The 26,606-nt window shown below is 70.1% G+C and carries 25 protein-coding genes; 5 read left to right on the top strand and 20 right to left on the bottom strand.

Translation table 11 applies throughout. The features are described 5' to 3' along the window. Window positions 1–12 precede the first annotated feature (12 nt). Window positions 13–1,032, bottom strand: coding sequence for a polyprenyl synthetase family protein (locus BA062_RS04295; RefSeq protein WP_110334695.1), 1,020 nt, complete (start codon window positions 1,030–1,032; stop codon window positions 13–15). 231 nt (window positions 1,033–1,263) lie between these two features. Between BA062_RS04295 and BA062_RS04290 the strand changes: the two genes are divergently transcribed. From BA062_RS04290 to BA062_RS04275, 4 genes are read left to right on the top strand one after another with little or no spacing between them, the layout of a single operon-like run. After that, window positions 1,264–1,713: a hypothetical protein gene (locus BA062_RS04290; protein WP_210406756.1), complete on the top strand. Its 450-nt coding sequence runs from the start codon at window positions 1,264–1,266 to the stop codon at window positions 1,711–1,713. Next, window positions 1,713–2,342, top strand: coding sequence for a DUF3558 domain-containing protein (locus BA062_RS04285; RefSeq protein ID WP_110334694.1), 630 nt, complete (start codon window positions 1,713–1,715; stop codon window positions 2,340–2,342). The genes BA062_RS04290 and BA062_RS04285 overlap by 1 nt, the downstream gene beginning before the upstream one ends. A gap of 1 nt (window position 2,343) precedes the next feature. Then, complete coding sequence (locus BA062_RS04280) at window positions 2,344–3,648, top strand: hypothetical protein (protein WP_110334693.1); 1,305 nt, start codon at window positions 2,344–2,346, stop codon at window positions 3,646–3,648. Window positions 3,649–3,651: 3 nt separating this feature from the next. Next, the gene (locus tag BA062_RS04275; RefSeq protein WP_245959668.1) at window positions 3,652–4,335 is read left to right on the top strand and encodes an ESX secretion-associated protein EspG; all 684 of its coding nucleotides are present in this window, start codon (window positions 3,652–3,654) and stop codon (window positions 4,333–4,335) included. Here the strand turns inward: BA062_RS04275 and nuoN are convergent. The 18 genes from nuoN to BA062_RS04185 form a co-directional block, all read right to left on the bottom strand. Beyond that, window positions 4,328–5,896: an NADH-quinone oxidoreductase subunit NuoN gene (gene nuoN / locus BA062_RS04270; protein ID WP_110334692.1), complete on the bottom strand. Its 1,569-nt coding sequence runs from the start codon at window positions 5,894–5,896 to the stop codon at window positions 4,328–4,330. The genes BA062_RS04275 and nuoN overlap by 8 nt on opposite strands. An 8-nt stretch (window positions 5,897–5,904) precedes the next feature. Beyond that, window positions 5,905–7,506 carry an NADH-quinone oxidoreductase subunit M gene (locus tag BA062_RS04265; protein ID WP_110334691.1) on the bottom strand — a complete coding sequence of 534 codons (1,602 nt, stop codon included), beginning with the start codon at window positions 7,504–7,506 and terminating at the stop codon, window positions 5,905–5,907. Beyond that, window positions 7,503–9,401 carry an NADH-quinone oxidoreductase subunit L gene (gene nuoL / locus BA062_RS04260; protein WP_110334690.1) on the bottom strand — a complete coding sequence of 633 codons (1,899 nt, stop codon included), beginning with the start codon at window positions 9,399–9,401 and terminating at the stop codon, window positions 7,503–7,505. Before nuoL ends, BA062_RS04265 begins: the two co-directional genes overlap by 4 nt. A gap of 10 nt (window positions 9,402–9,411) precedes the next feature. Then, window positions 9,412–9,711: an NADH-quinone oxidoreductase subunit NuoK gene (nuoK, locus tag BA062_RS04255; protein ID WP_110334689.1), complete on the bottom strand. Its 300-nt coding sequence runs from the start codon at window positions 9,709–9,711 to the stop codon at window positions 9,412–9,414. Then, on the bottom strand, window positions 9,708–10,592 hold the full coding sequence (locus tag BA062_RS04250; protein WP_110334688.1) for an NADH-quinone oxidoreductase subunit J: 885 nt from the start codon (window positions 10,590–10,592) through the stop codon (window positions 9,708–9,710). Before BA062_RS04250 ends, nuoK begins: the two co-directional genes overlap by 4 nt. Further along, window positions 10,592–11,152, bottom strand: a complete 561-nt coding sequence (nuoI, locus tag BA062_RS04245) for an NADH-quinone oxidoreductase subunit NuoI (protein WP_110334687.1) — start codon at window positions 11,150–11,152, stop codon at window positions 10,592–10,594. The genes BA062_RS04250 and nuoI overlap by 1 nt, the downstream gene beginning before the upstream one ends. Window positions 11,153–11,335: 183 nt before the next feature. Continuing rightward, complete coding sequence (nuoH, locus tag BA062_RS04240; RefSeq protein ID WP_110334686.1) at window positions 11,336–12,634, bottom strand: NADH-quinone oxidoreductase subunit NuoH; 1,299 nt, start codon at window positions 12,632–12,634, stop codon at window positions 11,336–11,338. A 29-nt stretch (window positions 12,635–12,663) separates the two neighbouring features. Next, window positions 12,664–15,165 carry an NADH-quinone oxidoreductase subunit G gene (locus BA062_RS04235; protein WP_110334685.1) on the bottom strand — a complete coding sequence of 834 codons (2,502 nt, stop codon included), beginning with the start codon at window positions 15,163–15,165 and terminating at the stop codon, window positions 12,664–12,666. Next, window positions 15,162–16,445: an NADH-quinone oxidoreductase subunit NuoF gene (nuoF, locus tag BA062_RS04230; protein WP_110334684.1), complete on the bottom strand. Its 1,284-nt coding sequence runs from the start codon at window positions 16,443–16,445 to the stop codon at window positions 15,162–15,164. Before nuoF ends, BA062_RS04235 begins: the two co-directional genes overlap by 4 nt. After that, window positions 16,442–17,302: an NADH-quinone oxidoreductase subunit NuoE gene (gene nuoE / locus BA062_RS04225; protein ID WP_110334683.1), complete on the bottom strand. Its 861-nt coding sequence runs from the start codon at window positions 17,300–17,302 to the stop codon at window positions 16,442–16,444. Before nuoE ends, nuoF begins: the two co-directional genes overlap by 4 nt. Continuing rightward, window positions 17,299–18,672 carry an NADH-quinone oxidoreductase subunit D gene (locus tag BA062_RS04220; protein WP_110334682.1) on the bottom strand — a complete coding sequence of 458 codons (1,374 nt, stop codon included), beginning with the start codon at window positions 18,670–18,672 and terminating at the stop codon, window positions 17,299–17,301. The genes nuoE and BA062_RS04220 overlap by 4 nt, the downstream gene beginning before the upstream one ends. Continuing rightward, entirely contained in the window at window positions 18,669–19,436 is a 768-nt protein-coding gene (locus BA062_RS04215; protein WP_110335023.1) for an NADH-quinone oxidoreductase subunit C, read from the bottom strand. The genes BA062_RS04220 and BA062_RS04215 overlap by 4 nt, the downstream gene beginning before the upstream one ends. Continuing rightward, complete coding sequence (locus tag BA062_RS04210; RefSeq protein ID WP_110334681.1) at window positions 19,436–19,984, bottom strand: NuoB/complex I 20 kDa subunit family protein; 549 nt, start codon at window positions 19,982–19,984, stop codon at window positions 19,436–19,438. The genes BA062_RS04215 and BA062_RS04210 overlap by 1 nt, the downstream gene beginning before the upstream one ends. A 4-nt stretch (window positions 19,985–19,988) precedes the next feature. After that, entirely contained in the window at window positions 19,989–20,381 is a 393-nt protein-coding gene (locus tag BA062_RS04205; RefSeq protein ID WP_391354980.1) for an NADH-quinone oxidoreductase subunit A, read from the bottom strand. 431 nt (window positions 20,382–20,812) lie between these two features. Next, window positions 20,813–22,081, bottom strand: coding sequence for a geranylgeranyl reductase family protein (locus BA062_RS04200; RefSeq protein ID WP_110334679.1), 1,269 nt, complete (start codon window positions 22,079–22,081; stop codon window positions 20,813–20,815). Then, on the bottom strand, window positions 22,078–22,794 hold the full coding sequence (locus tag BA062_RS04195; RefSeq protein ID WP_110334678.1) for a demethylmenaquinone methyltransferase: 717 nt from the start codon (window positions 22,792–22,794) through the stop codon (window positions 22,078–22,080). The genes BA062_RS04200 and BA062_RS04195 overlap by 4 nt, the downstream gene beginning before the upstream one ends. A 10-nt stretch (window positions 22,795–22,804) precedes the next feature. Continuing rightward, window positions 22,805–23,908, bottom strand: coding sequence for a glycosyltransferase (locus BA062_RS04190; RefSeq protein ID WP_110334677.1), 1,104 nt, complete (start codon window positions 23,906–23,908; stop codon window positions 22,805–22,807). Next, window positions 23,908–25,026 carry a glycosyltransferase family 4 protein gene (locus BA062_RS04185; RefSeq protein ID WP_210406755.1) on the bottom strand — a complete coding sequence of 373 codons (1,119 nt, stop codon included), beginning with the start codon at window positions 25,024–25,026 and terminating at the stop codon, window positions 23,908–23,910. Before BA062_RS04185 ends, BA062_RS04190 begins: the two co-directional genes overlap by 1 nt. A gap of 176 nt (window positions 25,027–25,202) precedes the next feature. Between BA062_RS04185 and BA062_RS04180 the strand changes: the two genes are divergently transcribed. Next, window positions 25,203–26,045, top strand: a complete 843-nt coding sequence (locus tag BA062_RS04180) for an inositol monophosphatase family protein (RefSeq protein ID WP_110334676.1) — start codon at window positions 25,203–25,205, stop codon at window positions 26,043–26,045. A 94-nt stretch (window positions 26,046–26,139) separates the two neighbouring features. On the opposite strand, the gene BA062_RS04175 is transcribed toward BA062_RS04180, so the two are convergent. Continuing rightward, on the bottom strand, window positions 26,140–26,589 hold the full coding sequence (locus BA062_RS04175) for a DUF3592 domain-containing protein (protein WP_245959667.1): 450 nt from the start codon (window positions 26,587–26,589) through the stop codon (window positions 26,140–26,142). Between the last annotated feature and the right edge of the window lie 17 nt (window positions 26,590–26,606).

The raw sequence follows: 26,606 nt of genomic DNA, 5'->3' as shown, positions 1-26,606 counted from the left end.
GCGCTGTCCTCCCTAGTGGGTGCGTGCGACGAGGTAGTCGGCCACCGACTCGCAGGCGTCCCGCGCCGGAGACGGCGGCAACGCCGCCAGCTCCGTCCTCGCGCGCCGAGCGTAGTCGGAAAGGGTGACCCTCGCGCGCTCGAGACCACGCGACGTGCGCAGCAACCCGAGCGCCTCCTCGATCAGCGCGTCGTCGTCGAGAGGGCCGCGGAGCAGCTCGGCCAGCCTCGGGTCGGGCCGGTCCCCGGCGAGCTCGTACAGCATCGGCAGCGTGCGCACGCCCTCGCGGAGGTCGGTGCCCTGAGACTTGCCCAGCTCGTGGGACGGCGAGTCGATGTCAATGATGTCGTCGGAGATCTGGAACGCGGTGCCGATGATCTCGCCGAAGCGGCGCAGCGCGTCGATGTGCTCCTGCGGGGCGTCGGAGAGCATTCCGCCGAAGCGGCCGGCCGTGGCGATCAGGGAACCCGTCTTCTGCGCGATGACCGACAGGTAGTGCGCGACGGGATCCTCGCCGTCGCGGGGGCCGACCGTCTCGCGCATCTGACCGGTCACCAGCTCGCTGAACGTCTCGGCGGTGATGCGCGCCGCGTCGGTGCCGAGGTCGGCCACGAGGCGGGACGCGTGCGCGAAGAGGAAGTCGCCGGTGAGAATGGCGATGGTGTTGTCCCAGCGGGCGTTGACGCTCGGGGCGCCGCGGCGCATGGTGGCCTCGTCCATCACGTCGTCGTGGTACAGCGTGGCGAGGTGCACGAGCTCGACCGCCGCGGCCGCGGTGATCACCGCCTCGCGGCCCCCCTTGCCGAACTGGGACGCCAGGAGCGTGAACAGCGGACGGAAGCGTTTGCCACCGGCCTCCACCAGGTGCCGGGCGGCCTCGTTGACGGCCTCGACGTCACTGCGGACCACCTCGTGGAGCAGTTCCTCGACGTCGCGCAGCCCGCCGGCGAGGTCACGGAGCAGTTCCTCGTCGGCGATCTGCAGCCCGACCGCGGCGCGCAAGTCGTCGATGGCGCCATCACGCACTGACACGTCGGTTCCGCCCTCTCGGCACTGGGTAACGATCGCCACCAGCCTAATGGCAACGGATCAACGGTCGATGACCCTCTGGACCAGCGGAATCGTGATGCTGGCGACATGTCGGCGCAAGCGCTTGCGCGCCAACCTTGGGAAAACGCCGGTGCGAGGGTGGATAGCGTGCTACGTTGCGAGGACGGGCACAGAGCGTATTCGCGACGTAACGGTCATAGTGGAGGGGGCGCGATGGCCAGGGAGATCCGGGGGCATGCCATGCCGGACCCGAAGGTCTACGTGCCGACCCCGCAGGACCCCGAACCGAACCAGTCCGGCGGCACGGTCCCGTGGGCGTCCCAGGGAGGCGGCAGCGGCCCGAACCAAGGCCCAGGCTTCGCCTTCGACGCGGAACAGCTCGGGAGAATAGCGGAAACGTGGCAGGGCTTGGCGGAACGGTTCACCGATGCCGAACGCAACGCAAGCTTCCTCATCGAAGCCGACGGGCCCGGCCTTGAGTACGCCAGCCAGGGAAACGCCGAGAAAGTACGGTCCTCCGGGGTCGCCCTGCGAGAAACGCTGAGTCAGCGCGCGCAATACTGCCGAACGATGGCGGAACGATTCCGCGAAGCGAGTGGCGCGTACCTGAACCAAGAAGACGAAGCTTCGACCGAGATCAGAAGCGACGGGGGGAAGTTCTGATGCGGCGGTGGCCGAAGATTGCCTTTGTCGTAGCCACAGCCGCAGCGCTGGCAGCGTGTTCCGGCAAGGAACCCGGTGATGCCAGCCCGAGCACCCGGGGGTCAGCGCCGAGCGCCAGTGCGTCGTCATCAACCAGCAGCCCAGCCGACGCACCTGAGGTCAGGAACCCGTTGAACATCTCCGCCTTCACCGAGTCTCCGTGTGACACCATCTCGAGCGCGCAGATCGAAGAGTATTTCGGCCCGGGAATTCAACCCGAGGCACGCCCGGACGGACCTAACGGCCCGGAATGCGCATGGTTCACCGAAAGCGACAACGTCCGGGCCGGAATCGTGGTCACTTTCCCCGAGCTGAGCAGCAAGGGGTTGTCGGCGCTCTACGCCCATCGATCCGAGTACGCGTTCTTCGAGGAACTCGACCTGATCGCAGACGGATATCCCGCCGTGGCCTACGACGGGGTCGACAGCCGTGATCAGGGAGAGTGCGCGGTCCGTGTCGGAACCAGCAACGACGCAACGGTAGACATCAACATCTACCTGAGCCAGCGGGCGATAGGCAACGTTGACCCTTGCGAAGCAGCGGAAGAAGTCGCAACCGCCGTCATCGGCAATATCCAAGCGAGGAGCTGACATGGCTGTCGAAGGGCCACTGACGGCCGCGGAGATCTACGAACAGATCACCGGCGGCAGCGGTGCCGCGAAGCTGACGGCGGCCGGCGACGCTACATACCGCCTCCGCCAGGAACTCGAGGCCTGCGCGGACATGGTTGCCAAGCTTGCCGGGCAGATCGACTCCGGCTGGCAGGGTGAGGGTGGGAGTGCCGCCGCCAATGCCGCCTGGCCACTCGCCAAGGCGTCCGATGTGGACAGTAAGTACCTCGACATCGCGGATCGGGCCGTCACCGATCAGATCAGCGCGTTCGGCACCGTGAGCAACAGCGTGGTTCCCGTTTCCGCCGATCCGCCTGCCATCACCGCCGACGACTTCGTCTCCTTCATGCAGGGTGAGAATTCCTATCAGGCCAAACTCGACCAGTACAACGCCGACAGCCAGGCCAACGTGCAGGCTTTCGGCGCCTACCACCAGGCCAGTACCGCCAACGGCGAGACCATGCCCGCACGTTATGCCTCCCTTGCCGACCTCGGCGCACCCGTCAGCCTCATCGACAGCGGTACCGGCAGGGAAGCCACCGCCGCACGGGACACCGCCCCGGCCCCCATCGTTGGCGGCGTGCAGCGGGCTCCGGTCACCGGCGGGAGCGTCGGGAGCCCTCAAGGCACGCCGATCGGTAGCACCGCAACACCCATCGGCCAGACCGGCAGCCAGACCGGCAACACCCCAGACGGCGACACGAGTAGCAACACCGGCGGCACCCCGGCCGACGACGGCACCCACGCGGCCGCGTACCGGCCCCAGCCCGTCAACCCGCCGGTCACCTCGCCGCCCGACTACCAGTTCGGCCCCACCGGCAAGCCCATCAACCACCTCAACACCGGCACCGGGCCGTGGGCGCCGCCCAATCCCTACACCGGTTACGCCCCCGCACCCGGCGCCGGCCCACGCCCCGGAACGGGAGCGGGAACCGGCACAGGCACAGGCACAGGCAACGGATTCGCTCGGCTACCCGGCGCAACACCCGGCACACCGGGCGCACCCGGCCAGGGCGGACAGGTCGCCCCACCGCCAGGCCGCGGCACCGGCGCCGGGATTCCGGGCGAGACTGCGGCCCGCGGCGGCACCGCGCCGGGCACGGGCGCGAACGCACGCGGCGCCACCGGCATGCCGATGGGCGCCGTCGGCGGCGGGCGCGGCAAGGAGGAGGACAAGGAGCGCACTCCCCCGGCCTACCTGCGCAACCCCGATCCCGACGAGACGTTCGCGGGTCCGGTCGAGAAGACCACGCCGCCGGTGCTCGGCGAGCGCAAGACCCACTAGTCCGTGTTCTGGACGGGGCCGGCGGAGCTGCCGCTGCACACCCTGCTCACGGCGATGACGTGGGCGGGCTGCGGCGAGCCGCACGCGATCTTCTCCGGCGGCGTCCGCTACGTGCCGCCGGCGGCGGCGCGGCAGGTCGACCGCGAGGCGTTCGAGCGGCTCACCGAGCAGGGTCTCACGGTCGGCAAGGCTCTCGATCCCGACTTCGAGGACGTGCTGCACGTCCTCGACCGGCCGCACACCGAGTACTTCGCCCACATCCGCAGTGGCGACACGCAGTACGGGGTGCTCGTCGCGATCCGGGGCCGCTCGGCCGTACTCGCCCGGCACCGCGACCGCACCGTTCACCTGCGCTCACTCGGCGACCGCGACTATCCGACCGTGCTCGCCGGGCAGCTCCCGCGCTACCGGCCCGCGCCCGTCGAGACGTTCTCCCTGCCGAAGGGCGACCTCGACGGCCTCGCTCGCCTGCTCGACAATCCCCGGGGCATGGGCTTCCTGCACGTCGCCCGCCGCGCCGGGGGCGGCGAACGGGTGGAGGCACCCGCGCCGGTCGGCTACCTCGACAGCGACACCGGCAGGCTCGGCTTCACCCACGCCGAGGGCGGCGGGCACCTCACGGTGTTCGCCGGCGAGCCCGGGCAGCTGGCCGCCCGGCTCACCGCCGTGAGGGCCACCCTCAGCTGAGCGCGAAGCCGCCCGCGCCCGCCCAGTTCAGCGCGAACGCCGGGAGCACGCCGAGCAGCAGGGTCACCGCCACGCCGAGCGTGATCGCAGCCGTGGTGAACGCGCCGGGCACGCTCACCGTCGGTCCGTCCGGAGCCGGTTCGGAGAAGTACATCAGCACCACGACGCGCAGGTAGAAGAACGCCGCGACGGCGCTGAAGACGAGCGCGATCACCACCAGCGGGGCCATGCCGTCGGATAGCGCCGCCGAGAACACCACGAACTTGCCCACGAAGCCGCTCGTCAGCGGGATACCGGCGAGCGCGAGGAGCAGGAACGTGAACACGGCTGCCAGCAGCGGTGACCGTTTCGCAAGGCCCGCCCACGCCGACAGGTGCGTCGCCTCGCCGGAGGAGTCACGCACCAGCGAGATTACGCCGAACGCGGCGAGCGTGGTGAAGCCGTAGGCAAGCAGGTAGAACAGCGTGCCGGACAGGCCGTCCTCGGTCAGCGCCATCGTGCCGACGAGCAGGAACCCGGCGTGCGCGATCGACGAGTACGCGATCATGCGTTTGACGTCGGTCTGGGTGAGCCCGAGCACGGCGCCGATCACCATCGAGATGATCGCGACGCCCCAGAGCACGCCGCGCCACTCCCAGCTGGTCGACTCGAACGCGACCGCCAGCACCCGCAGCATCCCGCCGAAGGCGGCGACCTTCGTGCACGCCGCCATGAACGCCGTCACCGGCGTGGGCGCGCCCTGGTAGACGTCGGGGGTCCAGGTGTGGAACGGGCCGACGGAGCCCTTGAACAGCAGACCCACCATCAGCAGGCCGAGACCGGCGAAGAGCAGCGTGTCGGAACGGTCGGTGCCCGCGGTCGCGTTGGCGATGTCGGCGAGCTTCACCGAGCCCGCGTAACCGTAGAGCAGCGCGAGGCCGTAGAGGAAGAACGCGCTCGCGAACGCACCGAGCAGGAAGTACTTGACCGCGGCCTCCTGCGAGAGCAGGCGACGACGACGGGCGAGCCCGCACATCAGGTACAGCGGCAGGCTCAGCACCTCGAGCGCGATGAACATCGTCAGCAGGTCGTTGGCCGAGCAGAACGCCATCATGCCGCCGAGCGCGAACAGCGCCAGCGGGAACACCTCGGTCTGCATGCCGGTGGAGCCGACCTGCGCACGGTCCTGCACGGTGCCGGGCGCGATCCCGGCCTGAGCCACGAAAGCGCCGCCGGGCTCGATGGACCGGTCGGCGATCAGCAACACGGCGCCGAGCGCGAGCGCGAGCAGCGTGCCCCAAAGGAACAGTGCGGGCTTGTCGATCGACAGCGTGCCGCTCAGCGTGGTGACGCCGCGCGCGGGCGAGTCACCGACGTAGGCGCCGAGCGCGACCCCGGCCGCGGCGATCGCGAGCAAGGTCAGCACGACCTGCCCTGGCCACCGCTGGTGCTTGGGCAGGAACGCCTCGAACAGCACGCCGATGCACGCGGCGCCGAGGATGATCAGCATCGGCAGGATGGCCGCGTAGTCGATGGCGGGCACGTCGATGCGGTCCGCCTGCTGGGCGAGAAAAACGTTCACGGCTGGGATTACCTTTCCTGCACCGCTGTGAGGGTCGCTTCCACCGACGGCGTGACCGTGTCGAGCACCGGCTTCGGGTAGAAGCCGAGTCCGACGATCAGCACCACCAGCGGCGCGAGTACCGCGATCTCCTTCACCGACAGATCACGGATGGCCTTCTTCTCCCCGACCTCGGGAGCCACCGCCGTTCCGGGACCGCCCACCCGCCGCCCGCCACCGCCCACCACGGAGGCGCTTCGCGCCGCTGGGTCCTCCACAGCCCCGACGAGCGCGTCGCCACGCACGGGGCCGGTCATGATCCGCTGGTACAGCCACAGCACGTACGCGGCGGCGAGCACCATGCCGACCGTGGCGATGATCGCGTAGACGGGCCTGGTGTCGAACGAGCCGAGCAGCACCAGGAACTCGCTGATGAACGAGTTCGTGCCCGGCAGGGACAAGGTGGACAGACCCGCGATCAGCAGCATGCCGCCGAGGATCGGGGTCACCTTCGCCATGCCGCCGTAGTCGGAGATCCGCGTGGAACCGCCGCGCGCGGCGATGATGCCGACGACGATGATCAGCATTCCGGTGGCGAGGCTGTGGTTGAGCATGTACGTCGCCGAGCCCACCACCGACTGCGGCGTGAACGCGAAGATGCCGAGTGCGATGAAGCCGAAGTGGGCGATGGAGACGTAGGCGACGAAGCGCTTCATGTCCTGCTGGCCCGCCGCGAGCACCGAGCCGTAGATCACGCCCGCGACGGCGAGCACGAGCACGAGCGGCGCCAGCCGCTCGCTGGCCTCGGGGAACATCGGCAGGCAGTAGCGCAGGAAGCCGAACGTGCCGACCTTGTCGAGCACGCCGACGAGCAGCACGGTGACACCGATCGGCGCCTGCCCGGCCGCGTCCGGCAGCCAGGTGTGGAACGGCACCAGCGGCGCCTTGATCGCGAACGCCAGGAAGAAGCCGAGGAACAGCCAGATCTGCGTGCTGGCCGGGGCGTCGCGAACCACCTCGACGAGGGTGGCCCAGTCGAACGTGCCCTGGCCCAGCTCGTCGGAGGCGAGCGAGTACGCGCCGATCGCCGAGGCCAGCATGATCAGGCCGCCGAGGAACGAGTAGAGGAAGAACTTCACCGCCGCGTACTGGCGGTTGGCGCCGCCGTAGCCGCCGATGAGGAAGTACATCGGGATCAGCATGATCTCGAAGAGCACGTAGAACAGGAACACGTCGGTCGCCGCGAACACGGCGATCGTCAGCGCCTCCTGCACCAGCACCAGCGAGAGGAATCCTCCTGCGCTGCGCCCCTCCGGCAGCTTCCCGGTGGAGTTCAGCGTGCCGATGATGATCGGCACCAGCAGCGCGATCACGGCGATCATGATCAGCGAGATGCCATCGGTGCCGAACGAGATGTGGATGCCGAAGGTCGGGATCCACTCCATCGACGACGCCTGCTGGATGCGCTCGCCAGCCGGGTCGTAGGCGAGCCAGAACGGCACGATCAGCGCGAGTTCCACAAGGGACACCGCGAGCGCGACCGTCGTCGCCAGCCGGTCGTTGGATCGCAGCCCCGCGACGACGAGCGCGCCCGCCAGCGGCAGCAGGATCAGGGCCAGAAGCCAGGTCATGAGAACCTCACCATCAGCAGGGCGGCGACGATCAGGAACGAGCCGCCGAGCATCGACAGCGCATACGAGCGGACGAAGCCGGTCTGGAGTCTGCGCATTCGGCCCGACCCGCCGCCGAGTGCGGCGGCGAGCCCGTTGACGGCGCCGTCGACGCCCCGGTTGTCGAGGAACACCGCGAAGCGCGTCGCCCACAGGCTCGGCGTGGCGACCAGCGCCTCGTTGAGCGCGTTGCCGTACAGGTCCTTGCGCGCGGCCCGCACCGGCCAGGCCACGTTCTGCGGACGCTCGATCGCGGTGTCCCTGCGCCCGAACAGCATCCAGGCGAGGCCGACGCCGAGCGCGGAGATCAGCACGGTGAGCCACGGCACGAGCGCGTGCGGCAGCACGCCGTGCTCGCCCTCGGCCAGCTCACCCACCGACGGCACGAGGAACTCGGCGAGCGTGTCGCCGCTGATCAGCAGCGCGCCGGCGGCGACGGAGCCCACCGCGAGCACGATCATCGGCGCGGTCATCACCGCGGGCGACTCGTGCGGGTGGAACTCCCTGCCGTCGGCGGACTTCGTCTCGCGCCAGCGTTCCTTGCCGAAGAACGTCAGCAGCACCAGGCGGGTCATGTAGAAGCCCGTGATCCCGGCCGCCAGCAGCGCCGAGCCGCCGAACACCCAGCCGCGCCAGCCCTCCTGGCCGAACGCGGCCTCGATGATCGCGTCCTTGGTGTAGAAGCCGGACAGGAACGGGAACCCGATGATCGCGAGGTAGCCGAGACCGAACGTCGCGAACGTGATCGGCATCTTCTTGTAGAGGCCGCCGAACTTGCGCATGTCGACCTCGTCGTTCATGGCGTGCATGACCGAACCGGCACCGAGGAAGAGACCCGCCTTGAAGAAGCCGTGCGTGAGCAGGTGTGCGATGCCCAGCGCGTAGCCGAACGGGCCGAGCCCGACGGCCAGCATCATGTACCCGATCTGGCTCACCGTGGAGTACGCGAGCACCTTCTTGATGTCGTCGTAGGCACAGCCGATGATCGACCCAAGCAGCAGCGTGAACGCACCGACGAGGGTGACGACGAGCCTGCCGTCCTCGGTGAGGTTGTAGATCGGCGCCGAGCGGGCCACCAGGTAGACACCGGCTGTCACCATCGTGGCCGCGTGGATCAGGGCCGACACCGGGGTGGGGCCCTCCATCGCGTCGGGCAACCACGCCTGCAGCGGGAACTGGCCCGACTTGCCGCAGGCACCGAGCAGGAGCAGCAGGCCGATCGCGGTGACCACGGCGGGCGAGACGTCGCCGATGCCCGCGAACACCTCCTCGTAGCCGGTGCTGCCGATGTACTTGAACATCAGGAAGATCGCGAGCGCGAGGCCGACGTCACCGACGCGGTTCATCAGGAACGCCTTCTTCGCCGCCGTGGCCGCGGACGGGCGGTCCTGGTACCAGCCGATCAGCAGGTACGACGCGAGGCCGACACCCTCCCAGCCGAGGTACAGCGTCACGAAGCTGTTGCCCAGCACCAGCACCAGCATCGAGGCGACGAAGAGGTTCAGGAAGCCGAAAAACCGGCGCCGGTCGGCGTCGTCCGCCATGTAGCCGATCGAGTAGATGTGGATCAGCGACCCGACACCGGTGATCAGCAGCACGAACGTCACGGACAGCGCGTCGATGCGCAGTCCGAAGTCGACCTGCAGCGCCTCGACCGGGATCCACGAGTAGACGGTGGTGTCACTGGCCTGCTCGAAGGACTCGGAGAAGAACAGCACCAGGCCGTAGACGAACGACGCGATGACCGTCGCGCACCCGAGCAGGTGCCCCCATCCGTTGGTGCGTTTACCGCCTGCCAGCAGGATGAGCGCGCCGAGCGCCGGGAACGCGACCAGCAGCCACGATGATGCGATCAAGGTTGGTCCCCTAGTACTTCAGGAGGTTGGTGTCGTCGACCGAGGCCGAACGGCGGGTGCGGAAGATCGCCATGATGATCGCGAGCCCCACCACGACCTCGGCGGCGGCGACGACCATCACGAAGAACGCCATCACCTGGCCGTTGATGTCGCCGTTGATGCGCGCGAACGTCACGAGGGTCAGGTTCACGGCGTTGAGCATCAGCTCGATGCACATGAACACGACGATCGCGTTGCGCCGCACCAGCACACCGACGGCGCCGATGGTGAACAGCAACGCCGACAGCAGCAGGTAGTACGTCGGTGTCATCGGTCGCCGTCCTCCCTCTCGCCTTCGGCGGGCTTCGCGGCGTCGTGCTCGGAGCCGACCAGCGCGTGTGCGTCGGGCTGCGGCGTCTCGCCGGTCACCTGTTTGCGCTCGGCCTCCAGCCGGGCGGCGGAGGTCGACTCGATGAGCTCGGACAGCGACTCGGGCGCCACGGAGCCGTCGGGCAGCAGCGCGGGCGTCGCGACGGAGTTCGAGGTGGCGAACACGCCGGGGCCGGGCTTCGGCGACGGGCGCTCGTACTCGCCGCGGAACCGCGCAACCACCAGCTCACGCTGGGAACGCCTGCCGGTCTTGGAGTGCCGGTCGGTGAACGTGAGCACCATCGCGCCCATCCCTGCGGTGATCAGCAGCGCGGACGTGAGCTCGAACGGGAACAGGTAGTCGGTGAAGATCAGCCTGCCGAGGCCGCCCGCACCGCCGCCGTCCGGCGACCACGGGTCGAGCGTGGGCGCGGGCGTGACGTCGGTGAGCGCCCGCGTGAGCGCGCCCGCGAGCACCCCGGCGACGCCGATGCCGAGCACGGCCGCGGCGAGCCGCTGCCCGCGCAGCACCTCGACCACCGAGTCCGACGACTCCCTGCCCACCATCATGAGCACGAACAGGAAGAGCATCATGATCGCGCCGGTGTAGACGATGATCTGCGTGAAGCCGAGGAACGGCGCCTGCTGGATCAGGTAGAGCATCCCGAGCGAGAGCATCGTGAGCACGAGCCACAGCGCCGAGTGCACCGCGTTGCGGGCGAAGATCATGCCCAGCGCACCCGCCACCGCGATCGGCGCCAGCACCCAGAACGAGACGGCCTCCCCGGTCGAGACGGTCGCCTCGGCGCCCGCCTGAGCGAGGAAAAGAGCACTCTGCGTCATCACTGCATGGCCTTCTCTTCGGACGTCTCCACGGTCTCGCCGGACGGGACACCGCGGCCGCGGGCCAGTTCGGGGCCGTGCACGTAGTAGTCCTGCTCGTCGTCGCCGAGCCGCATCGGGTGCGGCGGCTGCTCCATGCCGGGCAGCAGAGGCGCGAGCAGGTCCTCCTTGGTGTAGATCAGCTTCTGCCGGTCGTCGTCGGCCAGCTCGTAGAAGTTGATCATCGTGAGGGACCGGGTCGGGCACGCCTCCACGCACAGGCCGCAGCCGATGCAGCGGAGGTAGTTGATCTGGTAGTCCTTGCCGTACCGCTCACCCGGCGAGTAGCGGGCCTCGTCGGTGTTGTCGCCGCCCTCGACGAAGATCGCGTCGGCGGGACACGCCCAGGCGCACAGCTCGCAGCCGACGCACTTCTCCAGCCCGTCCGGGTGCCGGTTCAGCTGGTGCCTGCCGTGGTAGCGGGGAGCCGCGGGCGCGCCGATCTCCGGATACTCCTCGGTGGCCACCTTCTTGAACATCATCCCGAAGGTGACGCCGAAGCCCTTCAGCGCGTCGAACATGGCGTGCCTCCGATCAGCGAGCGTGGATCGACGTGGATGCCTCGCAAGGCGGAGGCAAGTCCTCGTACCGGGTCGTACTCGGGCTCGCCCATAACGGATGCCCCGGGCGCGGGTGTCCCGCACAAGCCCAGCGCCGCGTCGGCCGCGCTCGCCGGAGGTTTCGCCGTGTTCGACGCGCGCGGATCAAAGATCCCCATCGGAACCCTCCTTCGTCGAGGCGAGCGCGGCGGTCCGCTTGGCGGACTTGGCCTTGGCCTTGAGTGCCTTCCTGCGCGGGGTCGTCTCCGGCACCTTGAGGTCCAGCGGCGGCACCGGGTGGCCGCCTCCGGTGATCGGCACCGAGTCGTCGTCCTCGATGCGCTTCTCCGGAATCAACAGCGTCAGCAGCACGATCACCACGATGGCGATGCCGCCGATCACGAGGATCTGCCCGGTGGAGACGTTGCCGTCGTTGCGGATGGCCCTCACCAGCGCGATGAGAACGAGCCACACGAGGCCGGCGGGCACGAGGACCTTCCAGCCCAGCTTCATGAACTGGTCGTAGCGGAACCGGGGGAGCGTGCCGCGCAGCCAGATGAAGCCGAACAGCAGGATCGACATCTTGCCGAAGAACCACAGGACCGGCCACCAGCCCTGGTTGAGCGGGGAGTCGAGCCCGACGAACGGGAACATCCAGCCGCCGAGGAACAGTGTGGTCGCGAACGCCGAGACGATCACCATGTTCGTGTACTCGGCGAGGAAGAACATCGCGAACTTCATCGAGCTGTACTCGGTGTGGAAACCGCCGACGAGCTCGGACTCGGCCTCGGGCAGGTCGAACGGCGCGCGGTTGGTCTCACCGACCATCGAGATCAGGTAGATCACGAAACTCGGCAGCAGCAGGTAGAAGTACCAGCCGCTGGCCTGCGCCTCGACGATCGCGCCGGTGGCCATCGACTGCGCGTAGAGCACCACGCCGATGATCGCCAGCCCCATCGCGATCTCGTAGGAGATCACCTGTGCCGCCGAGCGCATGCCACCCAGGAGCGGGTACGGCGAGCCGGACGCCCAGCCCGCGAGCACGATGCCGTAGACGCCCACCGACGCACCGGCCAGCACGAGCAGCACACCGACCGGCAGCTCCACGAGCTGCAGGACCGTGCGCTCACCGAAGATCGACACCTCGGGACCGAACGGGATCGCGGCGAGGCCGATCAGCGCGGGCACCACGGCGATCACGGGCGCGAGGAAGTACACCTTGCGGTCGGCTGTGTCGGGGATGACCTGTTCCTTGAACGGCAGCTTGATCGCGTCGGCGATCGACTGGAGCATCCCGAACGGGCCCACGCGGTTGGGGCCGGGCCGGTTCTGCATGCGGCCGACGATCTTGCGCTCGCCGACGATCAGCACGACGGTGAGGATCGGGCCCACGAGCATGAGCACGACGGCCTTGATCAGGATGAGCCACAGCGGGTCGTCCGCGAGCAGCTCCGCCCTGGTCATGGGCTCCTGAACCTGGGCAAGCAGGGGGGTCACTGTGCACCTCCGGCCGCGATGGAGACCACGGCACCGTGTCCGGCGCCCAGCGTGGCGCGGACCTTCGAGCCCGGTGAGTTGCCGGGCAGCCAGACCACGCCGTCGGGCAGGTCGGCGACCTCGACGGGCAGGGTGATCGAGCCGCGCTCGGTGGAGACGGTCACGTGGCCGTTCAACCCCTCGGCCGTGGCGGCCGACATCCTGGCGACCACGGGGCGCGCGGTTCCGGCCAGGTGCGGCTCGTCGACCTGCAGGGAGCCGTCGTCGATCAGCTGCCGCCAGGTCGCCAGCACCGCCTGCCCCTCACCCGCCGTCGCCACCGCTCCGTTCGGGACGTCCGGAGCGGCCCCCAAGGCCACCTTTGTTGCGCTCAACGCACCTAAGGTGGCCTTGGGGGACAGCCGGGCGAGGTCGCCTGCCGCGGCGGCGGGGGTTTGGGTGAAGAGGTCGGCGTCCATTTCGACGGCCAGCGTGTCGAGGACGCGGCAGTCGGGCAGCGCGCCCGTGCCCTCCAGCGTCACCGAGAACTCGCGGCGGCGGCCCTCCCAGTTCAGGAAGCTGCCCGCCTTCTCGTCGACCGGAGCGATGGGAAGCACCACGTCGGCGTGTTCGGTCACCGCGCTCGGCCGCAGCTCCAGGCTCACCACGAAGCCCGCCGCCGCGAGCGCCTTGCGCGCCAGCGCCGGGTCCGGCAGGTCGTCGGGGTCGACGCCACCGACGAGCAGGCCGTCGAGGTCGCGTGTGACCAGCGCGTTGAGGATGCCCGTGGTGTCGCGGCCCGGCTCGGCGGGCAGCGACCCCTCCGCGAGGCCCCACGCCTGCTCCACCTCCGCGCGCGCCGCCGCGTCGGTGACCGACCGGCCGGCGGGCAGCAGCGTCGGCAGCGCGCCGACCTCCACCGCGCCGCGCTCGCCGGCCCTGCGCGGGATCCACGCGAGCCGGGCGCCGGTCCGCTCGGAAAGCCGGTGCAGCGCGGAGAACAGGCCGGGCACCTCGGCGGCCCGCTCACCGACGAGCACCACGGCGCCCTCGGCGCGCAGCCCCTCGTCGAGGTCGGGCGCGTGCTGGGCGATGCCCTCCACCGCGCTCGCCTCACCGCCGGGCAGACACGCGAGCAGCTCGCCGAACGTCCTCGTCACCGCGGGCGTCGTCCACTGTCCGATGTGGACCACCTTGGTGCCGCGTTTGCGGGCGCCCTTGCGCAGCCGCAGGTAGACGGCCGGGGCCTCCTCCTCCGGTTCGAACGCCACGCACAGCACGAGCGGCGCGTGCTCCAGCGCGTGGAACGTGACGCCGTTCTCGGGGCTCGTGCCCACGACGCGCGAGGCCAGGAAGTCCAGCTCCTCCGGCGAATGCGCCCTCGCGCGCGCGTCGATGTCGTTGGTGCGCAACGCGACGCGGGCGAACTTGCTGTAGGCGTAGGCGTCCTCGACCGTCGAGCGACCGCCGGGCAGCACGCCGACGCCCTTGCCGTCGCGGGCCTTGGCCAGCCCCTCGGCGGCGACGCGCAGCGCCTGCGTCCAGGACGCCTGCTCCAGCTCACCGGTCTCGGCGTTGCGCACGAGCGGCGTGCGGATGCGGTCGGCGGCCGTGGAGTACCGGAACGCGAAGCGGCCCTTGTCGCAGATCCACTCCTCGTTGACCTCGGGGTCCTCACCGGCGAGCTTGCGCATCACCTTGCCGCGCCGGAAGTCGGTGCGTTCCGCGCAGCCCGACGAGCAGTGCTCGCACACGCTCGGCGAGGACACCAGGTCGAACGGCCGTGACCGGAACCGGTACTGCGCGCTCGTGAGCGCACCGACCGGGCAGATCTGGATGGTGTTGCCGGAGAAGTAGCTCTGGAACGGCTTGCCGCTGGTGGTGCGCGAGGCCATGTCCAGCACATCGGCCGTCTCCGCGGTGCCGATCTGCTGGTGCGCCCCGCGTTCGAGCAGCTCGATGAACGGGTCGCCCGCGATCTGGGCGGAGAACCGCGTGCAGCGCTGGCACAGCACGCACCGCTCACGGTCGAGCAGCACCTGCGTCGAGATCGGCAGCGGCTTGGGGAACGTGCGCTTCTTGTCCCGGAACCGCGACTCCGGCCGTCCGTGCGCCATCGCCTGGTTCTGCAGCGGGCACTCGCCGCCCTTGTCGCAGATGGGGCAGTCGAGCGGGTGGTTGATCAGCAGCAGCTCCATCACGCCCTGCTGCGCCTTGTCGGCGACCGGCGACGTGCGCTGCGTCTTGACCACCATGCCGTCGGCGACCGTCATCGTGCACGAAGCCTGCGGCTTCGGCATCGGCCTTCCGCCCATCTCCACCTCGACGAGGCACTGGCGGCACGCGCCGGCCGGGTCGAGCAGCGGGTGGTCACAGAACCGCGGGATGACGGTGCCGAGCCGCTCGGCGGTGCGGATGAGCAGCTCGCCCTTGGGTGCGATCACCTCTTCACCGTCGACGGTCAGCTTGACGTAGCCCTCCGGTACCTCGACCTTGGGTTCTTCTGGCGCCATCGTCATGCTTGCGCTCCCACCAGTTCACGCTTGTTGCTCTCGCAGAGCGCCAGGAACTCGTCCCGGAAGTACTTGATGCCGCTGGTGATCGGGCTGACCGCGCCGTCACCGAGCGCGCAGAACGAGCGGCCGAGGATGTTGTCGCAGACGTCGAGGAGGGTGTCGATGTCCTCCTCCGTGCCGTGTCCCTCGACCATGCGCTCCAGGATCTGGGCCAGCCAGTACGTGCCCTCGCGGCACGGGGTGCACTTGCCGCACGACTCGTGCTCGTAGAACTGCGTCCACTTCATCACGGCCCACGGCACGGAGACGGTCTCGTTGAACACCTGCACCGCGGTGGTCCCGAGCATCGAGCCCGCCTCGGCTGCGCCCTCGAAGTCGAGCGGCACATCCAGGTGCTCGGCCGTGAACAGCGGTGTCGACGAGCCGCCCGGCGTCCAGAACTTCAGCGGGATGCCGTCCTTCATGCCCCCGCACAGCTCCAGCAGCTCCCGCAGTGTCGTGCCCAGCGGGGCCTCGTACTGGCCCGGGCGCTCGACGTGGCCCGAGATCGAGAAGATCTTCGGCCCCGGCGACTTCTCCCGGCCCATCTGGCGGAACCAGTCGGCCCCGCCGTTGACGATGTAGGGCACGCTCGCGATGGTCTCGACGTTGTTCACCGTCGTCGGCGCGGCGTACAGGCCCGCCGCGGCGGGGAACGGCGGCTTGAGCCTCGGCTGGCCGCGCCGGCCCTCGAGCGAGTCGAGCAGCGCCGTCTCCTCGCCGCAGATGTAGGCGCCCGCTCCCGCGTGGACGGTGATCTCCAGGTCGAACCCGGAGCCGAGGATGTCGGTGCCGAGGTAGCCCGCCTGCTTGGCCTCGCGCACGGCCGCGTTGAGCCTGCGGATCGGATGCAGTGCCTCACCGCGCACGTAGATGAAGCAGTGGTGCGAGCGCATCGCGTACGAGGCGATGACGCAGCCCTCGATGAGCGAGTGCGGGTCGGCCATCATCAGCGGGATGTCCTTGCAGGTTCCCGGTTCGCCCTCGTCGGCGTTGATCACGAGGTAGTGCGGCTTGTCCTCGTTCGGCGGCATGAACGACCACTTGACGCCCGCGGGGAAGCCCGCGCCGCCTCGACCGCGCAGGCCCGAGTCCTTGACGAGCTGCACGAGCTGCTCCGGCGTGCCCTTCAACGCCTTGCGCAGCGCCGTGTAGCCCTCGAGCTTCTCGTAGGTCGACAGCCGCCACGACTGCGGGGACAGCCACCGCTTGGTGAGTACCGGGGTAATGGGATCCGCGCTCATTTCGCCTCCACCTCCGGCAGGGGTACGTCATCCGCCATCGCAGGCGCCGTCCAGCCGCGCTCCGCGGCCAGCTGCGCGCCCCGCAGCGTCTCGACGGCCTGCGAAGGACCGTCGACGTCGATGCGGAACGCCTCGTCGTCCTCGGGGAAGAACCCGGCGAGCTGCAGCTCCACCGACTTGAAGTCGGACAGCGGGGCACCGCGCGAAGGGGCGGGCTTCTCCCCGCGCCGCAACGCGTCCACGAGCTCCACCGCCTGCTCGGGCGTCTGGTTGTCGTAGTACTCGTAGTTGACCTGCAGCACGGGGCCGAGGTCGCACGCGGCGAGGCATTCGGCGTGCTCGATGGTGATCGAGCCCGGCTCGCCCGGCGTGCCCGCGGTCTCCTCGTGCCCCAGCGGTTTCCCGTCCTCGCCGAGGTGTTCCTGGAGCCGCTTGTAGATCGCGTCGCCGCCCAGGGCGGCGCACAGCGTGTTGGTGCACACGCTCACCAGGTGCTCGCCGCAGGGCTTGCGCTTGTACATGGTGTAGAACGTGGCCACCGCGCTGACCTCGGCCTCGGAGAGGTCCAGCTGGTGGGCGCAGAAGGCGATGCCCTCCTGGCTCACGTAGCCCTGCACCGACTGCACGAGGTGCAGCATCGGCAGCAGCGCCGAGCGCGACTGCGGGTAGCGGGCGGCCAGCTCCTTCGCCTTGGCCTCGATGCCGGGGCCGAAGGGGTCGGCGAGCGCGTCGTCGCGCAGCATGCCCTCCTCCTGGACGGGCGAGATCGCGACGACGTCGACGTCCTCGCCGGCGGCGGCGAAGGTCTCCTTGGCGGGCCGAGGGCCCGGCCTCGGCGTCTCCGACGGCGTGGTCATCGGTCCACTCCCCCCATCACCGGGTCGATCGAGGCGATCGCGGCGATCACGTCGGCGACGAGGCCGCCCTCCGACATCGCCGGCATCGACTGCAGGTTCACGAAACTCGGCTCGCGCACATGCACGCGCAACGGCCGGGTGCCGCCGTCGGACACGAGGTGGTAGCCGAGCTCGCCGCGTGGCGACTCCACCGGCACGTACACCTGGCCGGGCGGCACGTGGAAGCCCTCGGTCACGAGCTTGAAGTGGTGGATCAGCGACTCCATCGACTGACCCATGATCTTGCGGACGTGCTCGAGCGAGTTGCCCATGCCGTCGCTGGAGATCGACAGCTGCGCGGGCCACGCGATCTTCTTGTCCTCCACCATCACCGGGCCCGGTTCGAGCTTCTTCAGCACCTGGCGGATGATCCGCAGCGACTGGTGCATCTCCTCGACCCGGATCAGGTAGCGGGCCCAGCAGTCGGCGTCGGTGGAGGTGGGGACGTCGAACTCGAACTCGTCGTAGGAGGAGTACGGCTCCACCTTGCGCAGGTCCCACGGCAGGCCCGCGGAGCGCAGCACCGGCCCGGTGACACCGAGCGCGAGGCACGCGTCGACGGGCAGGTAGCCGACGCCCTTGAGCCGGTTGCGCCAGATCGGCTGGCCGGTGAAGAGCTTGTCGTAGAGCGGAAGCCGCTCGTCCATGACCTTGCAGAACTCGGTGACGGCCTCGTGGAAGTCCTCCGGCATGTCCTGCGCGAGCCCGCCGGGCCGGATGAACGCGTGGTTCATCCGCAGGCCGGTGAGGTGCTCCAGCAGGTGCAGCACCTCCTCGCGCTCGCGGAAGCCGAGCGTCATCGCCGTGGTGGCGCCGAGCTCCATGCCGCCGGTGGCGATGTAGACGAGGTGCGAGCCGATGCGGTTGAGCTCCAGCAGCAGCACGCGCAGCAGCTGCGCGCGCCGAGGCGCCTCGATGCCGAGCAGCTTCTCGACGGCGAGGCAGTAGCCCATCTCGTTCGAAAGGGGCGCGAGGTAGTCCATGCGCGTCACGAACGTGACGCCCTGGGTCCACGTGCGGTACTCGCAGTTCTTCTCGATCCCGGTGTGCAGGTAGCCGATCACCGAGCGGAGCTGGGTGACGGTCTCGCCCTCCATCTCCAGCACGAGCCGCAGCACGCCGTGCGTCGACGGGTGCTGCGGGCCCATGTTGATGACCATGCGCTCGTCGTGCGTGGCGTCGGAGAGGACGTCGTCCCAGTCGCCACCGCTGACCGTGTAGACGCGGCCCTCGGTGGTCTCGCGGTGCTCGGCGTAGCCGACGCTGTCGGCGCCCTCGGGCGTGGTGTCGGTGCCGGTCGTGGCGTCTGCGAGGCGATCGCTGGTTGTCATGAGTACGACCTCCGCGTGTCGGGCGGCGGGATCTCCGCGCCCTTGTACTCCACCGGGATCCCGCCGAGCGGGTAGTCCTTGCGCTGCGGGTGCCCGTCCCAGTCGTCCGGCATGAGGATGCGCGTGAGCGCGGGGTGACCGTCGTAGACGATCCCGAACATGTCGTAGGTCTCCCGCTCGTGCCAGTCGGCTGTCGGATAGACGTCCACAATGGATGGCACGTGTGGATCCTCGACGTCGAGCGTCACCTCGAGGCGAATCCGGCGCCGGTAGGTCATCGACGTCAGGTGGTACACCGAGTGCAGGCGCTGCGGCACGTCGACGCCGTAGTCCACACCGGACACGGAGCTGCACAGCTCGAACCGCAGGCCCGCGTCGTCGCGCAGTGTGCGGCAGATGGCGACGAGGTGCTCGCGGGCGACGTAGAAGGTGATCTCACCGCGGTCGACGGTCACCTGCAGGATCGACTCGGCGGGAATGCCGTTGTCGGCCAGCGCCGCGTAGAACTCGTCGGCGAAGGCGTCGAACCAGCCGCCGTAGGGCCGCTCGGCGGGCGGCGGCGAGTAGGCGGGCAGCCGCAGGCCGCCGTAGCCCGAGGTGTCGCCGGTGCCGGAGACACCGAACATCCCCCGGCGCTCCCGGCCCGCGACCACCGGCTCCACCGGCCGCGCCGGTTCGGCGCCACGCGGTTCGAGCCCGCTCTCCGGCCGCTCGGCGCTCGACTGCTCGGCGCCGGTCTCTGGCTTCTCTTCAGGCACTGGGATCACTTCTTCGCGAACTTGATCGACGAGGGCACGATCGCGGTGGTCTCACCGCTGGCGGCGCGGGCCGCGGCGCGGCGCGGGCCCATCGGCTCGTCCTGGATCTTGGCGTGCAGCTTCAGGATCGCGTCGAGGAGCATCTCCGGCCGGGGCGGGCAGCCCGGCAGGTACATGTCCACCGGAACGATGTGGTCGACGCCCTGCACCACGGCGTAGTTGTTGAACATGCCGCCGGAAGAGGCGCACACGCCCATCGCCAGCACCCAGCGCGGCTCGGCCATCTGGTCGTAGATCTGGCGCAGGACCGGGGCCATCTTCTGGGTCACCCTGCCCGCGACGATCATCAGGTCGGCCTGGCGCGGGGTGGCGCTGAAGCGCTCCATGCCGAACCGTGCGATGTCGTAGCGGGACCCGCCGGTGGTCATCATCTCGATGGCGCAGCAGGCGAGCCCGAACGTCGCGGGCCACAGCGAGTTCTTGCGGGCCCAGTTCACCACGCCTTCGAGCTTGGCCAGCAGGATTCCGTTGGGGAGCTTCTCTTCGAGACCCATTGCGTCAGTTCCAATCCAGCCCGCCGCGGCGCCATACGTAGGCGTCGGCGATGAAGAAGGTTGCGATGAAGAGGGTGGCCGCCGCGACGCCCCACAGACCGAGCGCGTCGGCCGAGACCGCGTAGGGGAACAGGAACACCATCTCGATGTCGAAGAGGATGAACAGCATCGCCGTCACGTAGTAGGCGACGGGCATGCGGCCCGCGCCGACGAGTGGCTGCGGCGACGGTTCGATGCCGCACTCGTAGGCCGAGAGCTTGGCCTTGTTGTACCGGCTCGGCCCGACCAGCGGGCCCAGCAGCACGGAGAACACGGCGAAGGCGATCGCCAGTGCGAGGATCAGCACCAGCGGCAGGTAGACACCGATGCCGGCCTCCGCGCCGCCCTGTGCCAGCACCGCCCCTGCCGAGGCAACCGATGAGTTCACTGCGGCACCATCCTTTCCGCGCCGCTGCGTTACGGACGTGTGTTCTGTGCGACTTCTGGGCGGCACCCTAAGGGACCTGGGTCACACCTCTGAGGGTTAGGCCACCCTTACCCCGCGTGGTCAACCACCCCTGTCACCGCCCGAGAGCACAGGGATGCTTGTGAAATAGTTCACAAGCTTCTCGTCGAAGTTGTGAAGCCGTTCACAAAGCATGGGGGCAGTGTAGGACGCGACTCACAGCCTTGTCGCTAGTCCCCGTGGTATAAGGGTTACCTAACTTGTCGCGCGACAGAGTGCACACACAGCGTCGCGTGAACCCCCGTCACCAGCGCAAAAGCGACGAACAGAGCCGTGCGCGCAGCACAAAGTACAGCCGTACTGTGAGCTATCCCACGTGCCGCTCAGGCACTGGGCGTGACGCGCGCGAGCAGCGAGATGAGGCGGTCGACGCCGTCGCCGCCCTTCGCGTCGTAACAGCCGGAGAGGCCCTTGTAGATCAGCGGGATCAACGGGTTCACGCGCAGGCCGTATTTCGTCGCCGCGCGCATCACCTTCGGGTTGCCGATGGCCTTGGCGAAGAGGTTGCCGAGCCGGTAGTAGCCGCCCATCAGGTCCGCGAGCGCCCTCGGGTAGCCGCTCAGCGCGCGCTCGCGCGAGGGCCCCTCCGGCCGCGCCAGCGCCTGCACCACGTGCTCGGCGGCCAGCTGCGCCGACTCCATCGCCGCGGAGATGCCCTCGCCGTTGAACGGGCTCACCATCCCGCCCGCGTCGCCGAGCAGCAGCAGGCCGTCGCGGTAGTGGGGCGTGCGGTTGAAGCCCATCGGCAGGCCCGCGCCACCGATCTTGCCGACCGCGTTCTCCTCGCGGTAGCCCCATTCCTCCGGCGTCGAATCGAGCCACGAGCGCATGAGCGCGCGGTAGTCGGTGTTGCGGAACGACGCCGACGTCGAGAGCATGCCGAGCCCGACGTTCACGGTGCCGTCGCCGAGCGGGAACGCCCAGCCGTACCCGGGCAGCAGCTTCGGTCTGCGCGGATCGCTGCGGTCCCACAGCTCGAGGTGACCCTCGATGTAGGCGTCGTCGTGGCGCGGGCTCTTGTAGTAGCGGCGCACGGCCACGCCCATCGGCCGCTTCTCGTCCTTGTCGATGCCCACCGAGAGCGCGAGCCGCGCGGACACGCCGTCACACGCGAGCACCAGCGGCGCGCGGTAGCTGACCGGCGTCTTCTCGGGACCCACCTTGGCTTCCACGCCGACCACGCGGCCCGCGGCGTCGGTGATCGCGCCCGTGACCGTGGTGCGCTCGTAGAGCCGGGCACCGGCCTTGACCGCGGTCTTCGCGAGGATGTCGTCGAAGTCGTGCCGGGTCCGCGAGACGCCGTAGGGCGGGTAGCTCGTCAAGTCCGGCCAGTCCAGCTCCAGCGTCAGGTCGCCGGTGAGGATGCGCAGGCCCCTGCTGTGCACCCAGCCCGCCTCGCGGCTCGTGTCGATACCGAGGTCGATGAGCTGCTTCACGCCGCGCGGCGTGAGGCCGTCGCCGCACACCTTCTCGCGCGGGAACGCGGTCTTCTCCAGCAGCAGCACGTCCACACCGGCGCGGGCGAGGTACGTGGCCACCGTGGAGCCGGCCGGACCCGCACCGACGACGATGACCTCGGCGTCGTTGTTCATGCGTCCGAGTTTACGGACGCCTCCGCGGCGGGTTTGCGGGCGCGGTGGATGGCCACCACGCCGAAGGTGAGGTTGAGCCACTCCACCTTCGTCCAGCCCGCCGAGGCGATGATCTCGCCGAGTGCGCGCTGGTCGGGCCACGTGAGCATCGACTCGGCCAGGTAGCCGTAGGCGTCCGGATTGGACGATGCGCGCCTGCCGAGCCAGGTCATCGCGCGCAGGATCACCTTGCGGTACACGAACCGGATCGGCGGGAACGTGGGCGTCGACACCTCGCAGATCACCAGCCGCCCGCCCGGCTTGACCACGCGGGCGATCTCGGTCAGCGCGGCCTTGGTGTCCACGAAGTTGCGAATGCCGAAGGAGATCGTCGCCGCGTCGAAGCTCTCGTCGGCGAACGGCAGCCGGAGGGCGTCCGCCGCGACCATCGGCACGCCACGCTGCCTGCCGTTGCGCAGCATCTCCAGCGAGAAGTCCGCGGCGACGCAGTAGGCGCCGCCCCGCGAGTACTCCTTGGTCGAGACGCCGGTACCGGCCGCGAGATCGAGCACCGCCTCCCCGCGCCGCGCCTCCAGCACCTTGGCCGTGGTGATGCGCCAGCGCCGGTCGAAGCCGAACGTCATGACGGAGTTCGCGCGGTCGTAGCCCGCCGCGACTCCGTCGAACATGGCGGCGACCTCGCGAGGATCCTTGTCCAGGCTCGCTCGTGACATGCCCGCGAGTCTAGGCGAGAACCGACAGCATCCCCCGCACCGAGACCGGCCACGCGAATTCCTCCGCCCTCGCCCGCGCCGCCGCCCTGCGGTCGGGCTCCGGCGAGTCCAGCAGCCCCGTCACCGCCGTGGCGAAGGCGGGCGCGTGGTCGGCGACGGCGGCCCCGCAGCCGGGCCGCACGATCTCCCGCAGCGCCGACGAGGCCGACACCACCACGGGCGTGCCCGACGCGAGCGCCTCCAGCGCCGCGAGCCCGAACGTCTCGTGCGGGCCGGGGGCCAGCGACACGTCCGCGCTCGCGAGCAGCCTGGCGACCTCGGTGCGGTCGGCGAGGAACCCGAGGAACGTCACCGGCAGCCCACGGGCCCTGCGCTCCAGCGCCCTGCGCCTCGGCCCGTCACCGGCGACGACGAGCCGCACCTTGGCGCCCGACTCGGTCAGCTCGGCTACCGTGTCGACGCTGCGCTCGACGTGTTTCTCGGGCGAGAGCCGTCCACAGTGCACGATCAGCGCGTCGGCGCCGTCGGAGAGCGTGTGCCGCCACCCGTCGTCGCGCAGGGTCGGCGTGAACGCCCGCAGGTCGACGCCGAGCGGCACCCGCTGAACGTTCGGCGCGCCGATGCGGTCGAACTCGGCGCGGGCGAACGCCGTGGTGCACACCACCTTGTCGTAGCCGGCCGCCATGCGCCGGTTGGCCGTGTCGGCGACGCGGCGGGCGACGGGTCCCGGTAGCAGGAACTGCTCCAGCAGCCGGTCGAGCCGCTCGTGGGAGATCACGACGCTGGGCACGCCCCGTTCGCGCGCCCACCGGCCCATGCCGCGCAGCGTGAGCCGGTCGGACACCTCGAGTCGGTCGGGCTCCAGCGCGCGCAGCAGGGTCCGCACGCGGTACGGGTCGACCGCGCGGTACCCGCCGGTGCCGGGGATGCGCGGCGCGGGCAGCGTCACGCGGCGCACGCCGTCGGGCAGCAGCTCGTCGGCGTAGCGGGCACCTGGCACGACCAGCGTCACGCGGTGCCCGCTCGCGACGTAGCCGGCGCCGAGGTGGTGCAGCGCGGTCCGCAACCCGCCGGAGCGGGGGCCGTAGAAGTTCGCGAGCTGCACGATGTGCATCACGCCGCCCGTAAGACGTGGCCCCGTACGGCTTCGTAGTGGGCAACCAGCTGGTCGCATACGGCGGGCCAGGTGCGCCCGAGCACGCTGCGCCGCGCCTGTGCGCCGAGCCGGGCGCGCAGCCCGTCGTCGCGCAGTTCACCGACGCGCGCCCGCAGCTCGGTGGCGAAGCGTTCGCGCTCCGGCGACAGCAGGAACCCCGTCGAACCGTGGTCGACGAGGTCACGGGGTCCACCCGCCGCGGGCGCGAGGACGGGCAGGCCCGACGCCATGCCCTCCTGCACGGCCTGGCAGAACGTCTCGTGTGGGCCCGTGTGCACGAACACGTCGAGGCTCGCGTACGCCGTCGCCAGCTCCTCGCCGTAGCGGGCGCCGAGGAACGCCGCGCCGGGCAGGCTCGCGCGCAGGCCGTCGAGCTCGGGGCCGTCGCCGACCACGACCACGCGCACGCCCTCCAGCCCGGCGAGCGCGGCCAGCCGGTCGACCTCCTTCTCCGGCGCCAGCCTGCCCACGAAACCGACCAGCAGCTCGCCGTTCGGGGCCAGTTCGGCGCGCAGGACCGGGTCCGCGTGCGCAGGGGAGAACCGCTCGACGTCAACGCCCCTGCCCCAGCGGTACACGCGCGGCACACCGTGCAACCGCAGCTCACGCACGGAATGGGTGGACGGCGCGAGTGTCCGGTCGGCCTTGCTGTGCAGCCGGCGCACCCAGCGCCACGCGGCGCGGGCACCGAGGCCGAGCCCGTACGCGGTGGCGAACCCGGCGATGTCCGTCTGGTAGACGGCGACCACCGGCACCCCGAGCCGCCGCGCGGCGGCGAGCCCCCGCGCCCCGACCACGAAGGGTGACGCCAGGTGCACGACGTCCGGCACGAAGCTCGCGAGTGCGGTCAGCACGGTCCTGGTCGGCACACCGACCGGCAGTGAATTGACGACGGGCAGGTCCACGGCGGGCACCCGCACCACGGGGGCACCCCGGTACTCCTCAGGACCCGCACCCGGCGCGATCACGAGCACCTCGTGGCCGTGTTCACGCAGGTGCTCCACGACCCGGAGCACGGAGTTGGTCACGCCGTTCACCTGGGGCAGGAAGCTCTCGGTGACGATGGCGACTCGCACGTACCGCACTCTCGCAGCGGTCACGGGCAACCGGACCACGGACACGTAACGGACGAGCCAACGGTGCCGAAACTCTTCGGCCACGGCGTTACAAAGCGTAGTCGTTGGCGAATGGCGAGCGACCCTTCATCTGCGCGTCGCGTGCCGGACACTCGGTGCCGCCACGCTAGAGAGGCATGACCCTCTTGTCCTCTCGCCGGGCGCGGCCGGTCGAACCGGGCCTGCTCTCCAAGGCCCTGGAGGTCGCGGGCCGCCTGGCCAACGACGCCACCGACGTGATCACCGCGACGGCCGGACGGGGCGCTCACCCCGGCACCAAGGACTCGCCGTTCGACTGGGTCACCGACACCGACCGCACCCTCGAACGGCACACGCGGCGGGTGCTGACCTCGGAGTTCCCCGGCATCCCCGTCGTCGGTGAGGAGTACGGGCCGGACGTGGGCGCCGACGCCGCCGAGTACCGCTGGGTGGTGGATCCCGTCGACGGCACCGCCAACTACGTCGCCGGGGTGCCGTGGTGCGCCTACAGCCTCGCGCTGGTGGACGCCTCCGGGCCGGTGGTCGGTGTGGTGGCCGACCCGTACCGCGCGCAGATCTACGCGGCGGCCAGGGGCCGGGGTGCGCGGGCCAACGGCAAGCCGGTGCAGCTCACGGAGCGGGCGAGGACGGCGGGCGCGATCGTGTGCACCGAGCTGGCGCGGACGGGTCCGTGGCCGGGCATGGGCGAGTTCATCGAGCGCGCGGCCGCGGCACACGCGGGCGTGCGGGTGCTCGGCTCGGCGGCGCTGTCGATCGCGCAGGTCGCGCTGGGCCACGCGACGGCGGCCGTGCTGCACAGCTACCACGAGTGGGACGTCGCGGGCGCGGTGGCGCTGGCGATCGAGGCGGGCGCCGTGGTGCTCGACCGGCGCGGCGAGGGCACCGTGCTGCCCACCGACGGCCTGCTGGTCGCCGCACCGGGCGTTGCCGACGAGGTGATGAGCTGGTGGTCGGGCGTGGTGCCAGCCCCGGCCCGCTGAGCCCGCCAGCCCCTTGGCCCCTCAGGCCCCACCCCGACCGCAGTGAAGGTGGCCTTCACTGCAGTGGGTGCAGTTGGGACACACTGCGGTTTGGCTAGGCGGGGACGGGTTCCTCGGACAGCTTGCGGCGACGCGAGCGGATCCACCACAGCAGCGGGCCCGCGACCAGCCACGTGAACAGCGCCGTGGTGCCCACCGGCAGCAGCGTCAGCAGCCACGTGCGCCCGGCGACCTTCGCCAGGTCCGGGTTGGTGGTGTCGTACTCGATGCGCACGAGCTGGCCCGCGTTGAGCCCGTCCGGGTAGAGCACGCCGTTCGACGGGCTGTGCGTGACACCGTCTGGCGTGTCGAAGCGGATGATCGTGCGGTCGAACAGCACCTGATCCACCTGTGCCGTGGCGACGCCGTGGTTGGCCGCGATCGCGCGGTCGTTGCGCAGGGCCCCGAAGACGAGCGTCGCGCACAGGAGCGTGATCACGGCGGCCACTCCGAGAACCACCCACGCCCCGATGCGCAACGCTCGTTCGTTCGGGATTCCTAGCACGCGGCGAGCATAACCGC

It is taken from the genome of Prauserella flavalba, from assembly GCF_003202235.1.
In the GTDB taxonomy this organism is placed as follows: Bacteria; Actinomycetota; Actinomycetes; order Mycobacteriales; family Pseudonocardiaceae; genus Prauserella_A; species Prauserella_A flavalba.
The sequence above is the reverse complement of the archived record's forward strand: the minus strand, read 5'-3'. Positions and strand labels throughout refer to the sequence as shown.

What these genes read in the sequence shown, in the direction of transcription:
- BA062_RS04250 (WP_110334688.1), bottom strand. Translation starts at nt 10,592, where the DNA reads ATGACGCAGAGTGCTCTTTTCCTCGCTCAGGCGGGCGCCGAGGCGACC.
- BA062_RS04190 (WP_110334677.1), bottom strand. Translation starts at nt 23,908, where the DNA reads ATGCACATCGTGCAGCTCGCGAACTTCTACGGCCCCCGCTCCGGCGGG.
- BA062_RS04220 (WP_110334682.1), bottom strand. Translation starts at nt 18,672, where the DNA reads ATGACAACCAGCGATCGCCTCGCAGACGCCACGACCGGCACCGACACC.
- BA062_RS04265 (WP_110334691.1), bottom strand. Translation starts at nt 7,506, where the DNA reads ATGACCTGGCTTCTGGCCCTGATCCTGCTGCCGCTGGCGGGCGCGCTC.
- BA062_RS04290 (WP_210406756.1), top strand. Translation starts at nt 1,264, where the DNA reads ATGGCCAGGGAGATCCGGGGGCATGCCATGCCGGACCCGAAGGTCTAC.
- BA062_RS04180 (WP_110334676.1), top strand. Translation starts at nt 25,203, where the DNA reads ATGACCCTCTTGTCCTCTCGCCGGGCGCGGCCGGTCGAACCGGGCCTG.
- nuoK (WP_110334689.1), bottom strand. Translation starts at nt 9,711, where the DNA reads ATGACACCGACGTACTACCTGCTGCTGTCGGCGTTGCTGTTCACCATC.
- nuoH (WP_110334686.1), bottom strand. Translation starts at nt 12,634, where the DNA reads ATGACCAGGGCGGAGCTGCTCGCGGACGACCCGCTGTGGCTCATCCTG.
- nuoF (WP_110334684.1), bottom strand. Translation starts at nt 16,445, where the DNA reads ATGAGCGCGGATCCCATTACCCCGGTACTCACCAAGCGGTGGCTGTCC.
- BA062_RS04285 (WP_110334694.1), top strand. Translation starts at nt 1,713, where the DNA reads ATGCGGCGGTGGCCGAAGATTGCCTTTGTCGTAGCCACAGCCGCAGCG.
- BA062_RS04195 (WP_110334678.1), bottom strand. Translation starts at nt 22,794, where the DNA reads ATGTCACGAGCGAGCCTGGACAAGGATCCTCGCGAGGTCGCCGCCATG.
- nuoI (WP_110334687.1), bottom strand. Translation starts at nt 11,152, where the DNA reads ATGTTCGACGCGCTGAAGGGCTTCGGCGTCACCTTCGGGATGATGTTC.
- BA062_RS04200 (WP_110334679.1), bottom strand. Translation starts at nt 22,081, where the DNA reads ATGAACAACGACGCCGAGGTCATCGTCGTCGGTGCGGGTCCGGCCGGC.
- nuoE (WP_110334683.1), bottom strand. Translation starts at nt 17,302, where the DNA reads ATGACCACGCCGTCGGAGACGCCGAGGCCGGGCCCTCGGCCCGCCAAG.
- BA062_RS04210 (WP_110334681.1), bottom strand. Translation starts at nt 19,984, where the DNA reads ATGGGTCTCGAAGAGAAGCTCCCCAACGGAATCCTGCTGGCCAAGCTC.
- BA062_RS04235 (WP_110334685.1), bottom strand. Translation starts at nt 15,165, where the DNA reads ATGACGATGGCGCCAGAAGAACCCAAGGTCGAGGTACCGGAGGGCTAC.
- BA062_RS04280 (WP_110334693.1), top strand. Translation starts at nt 2,344, where the DNA reads ATGGCTGTCGAAGGGCCACTGACGGCCGCGGAGATCTACGAACAGATC.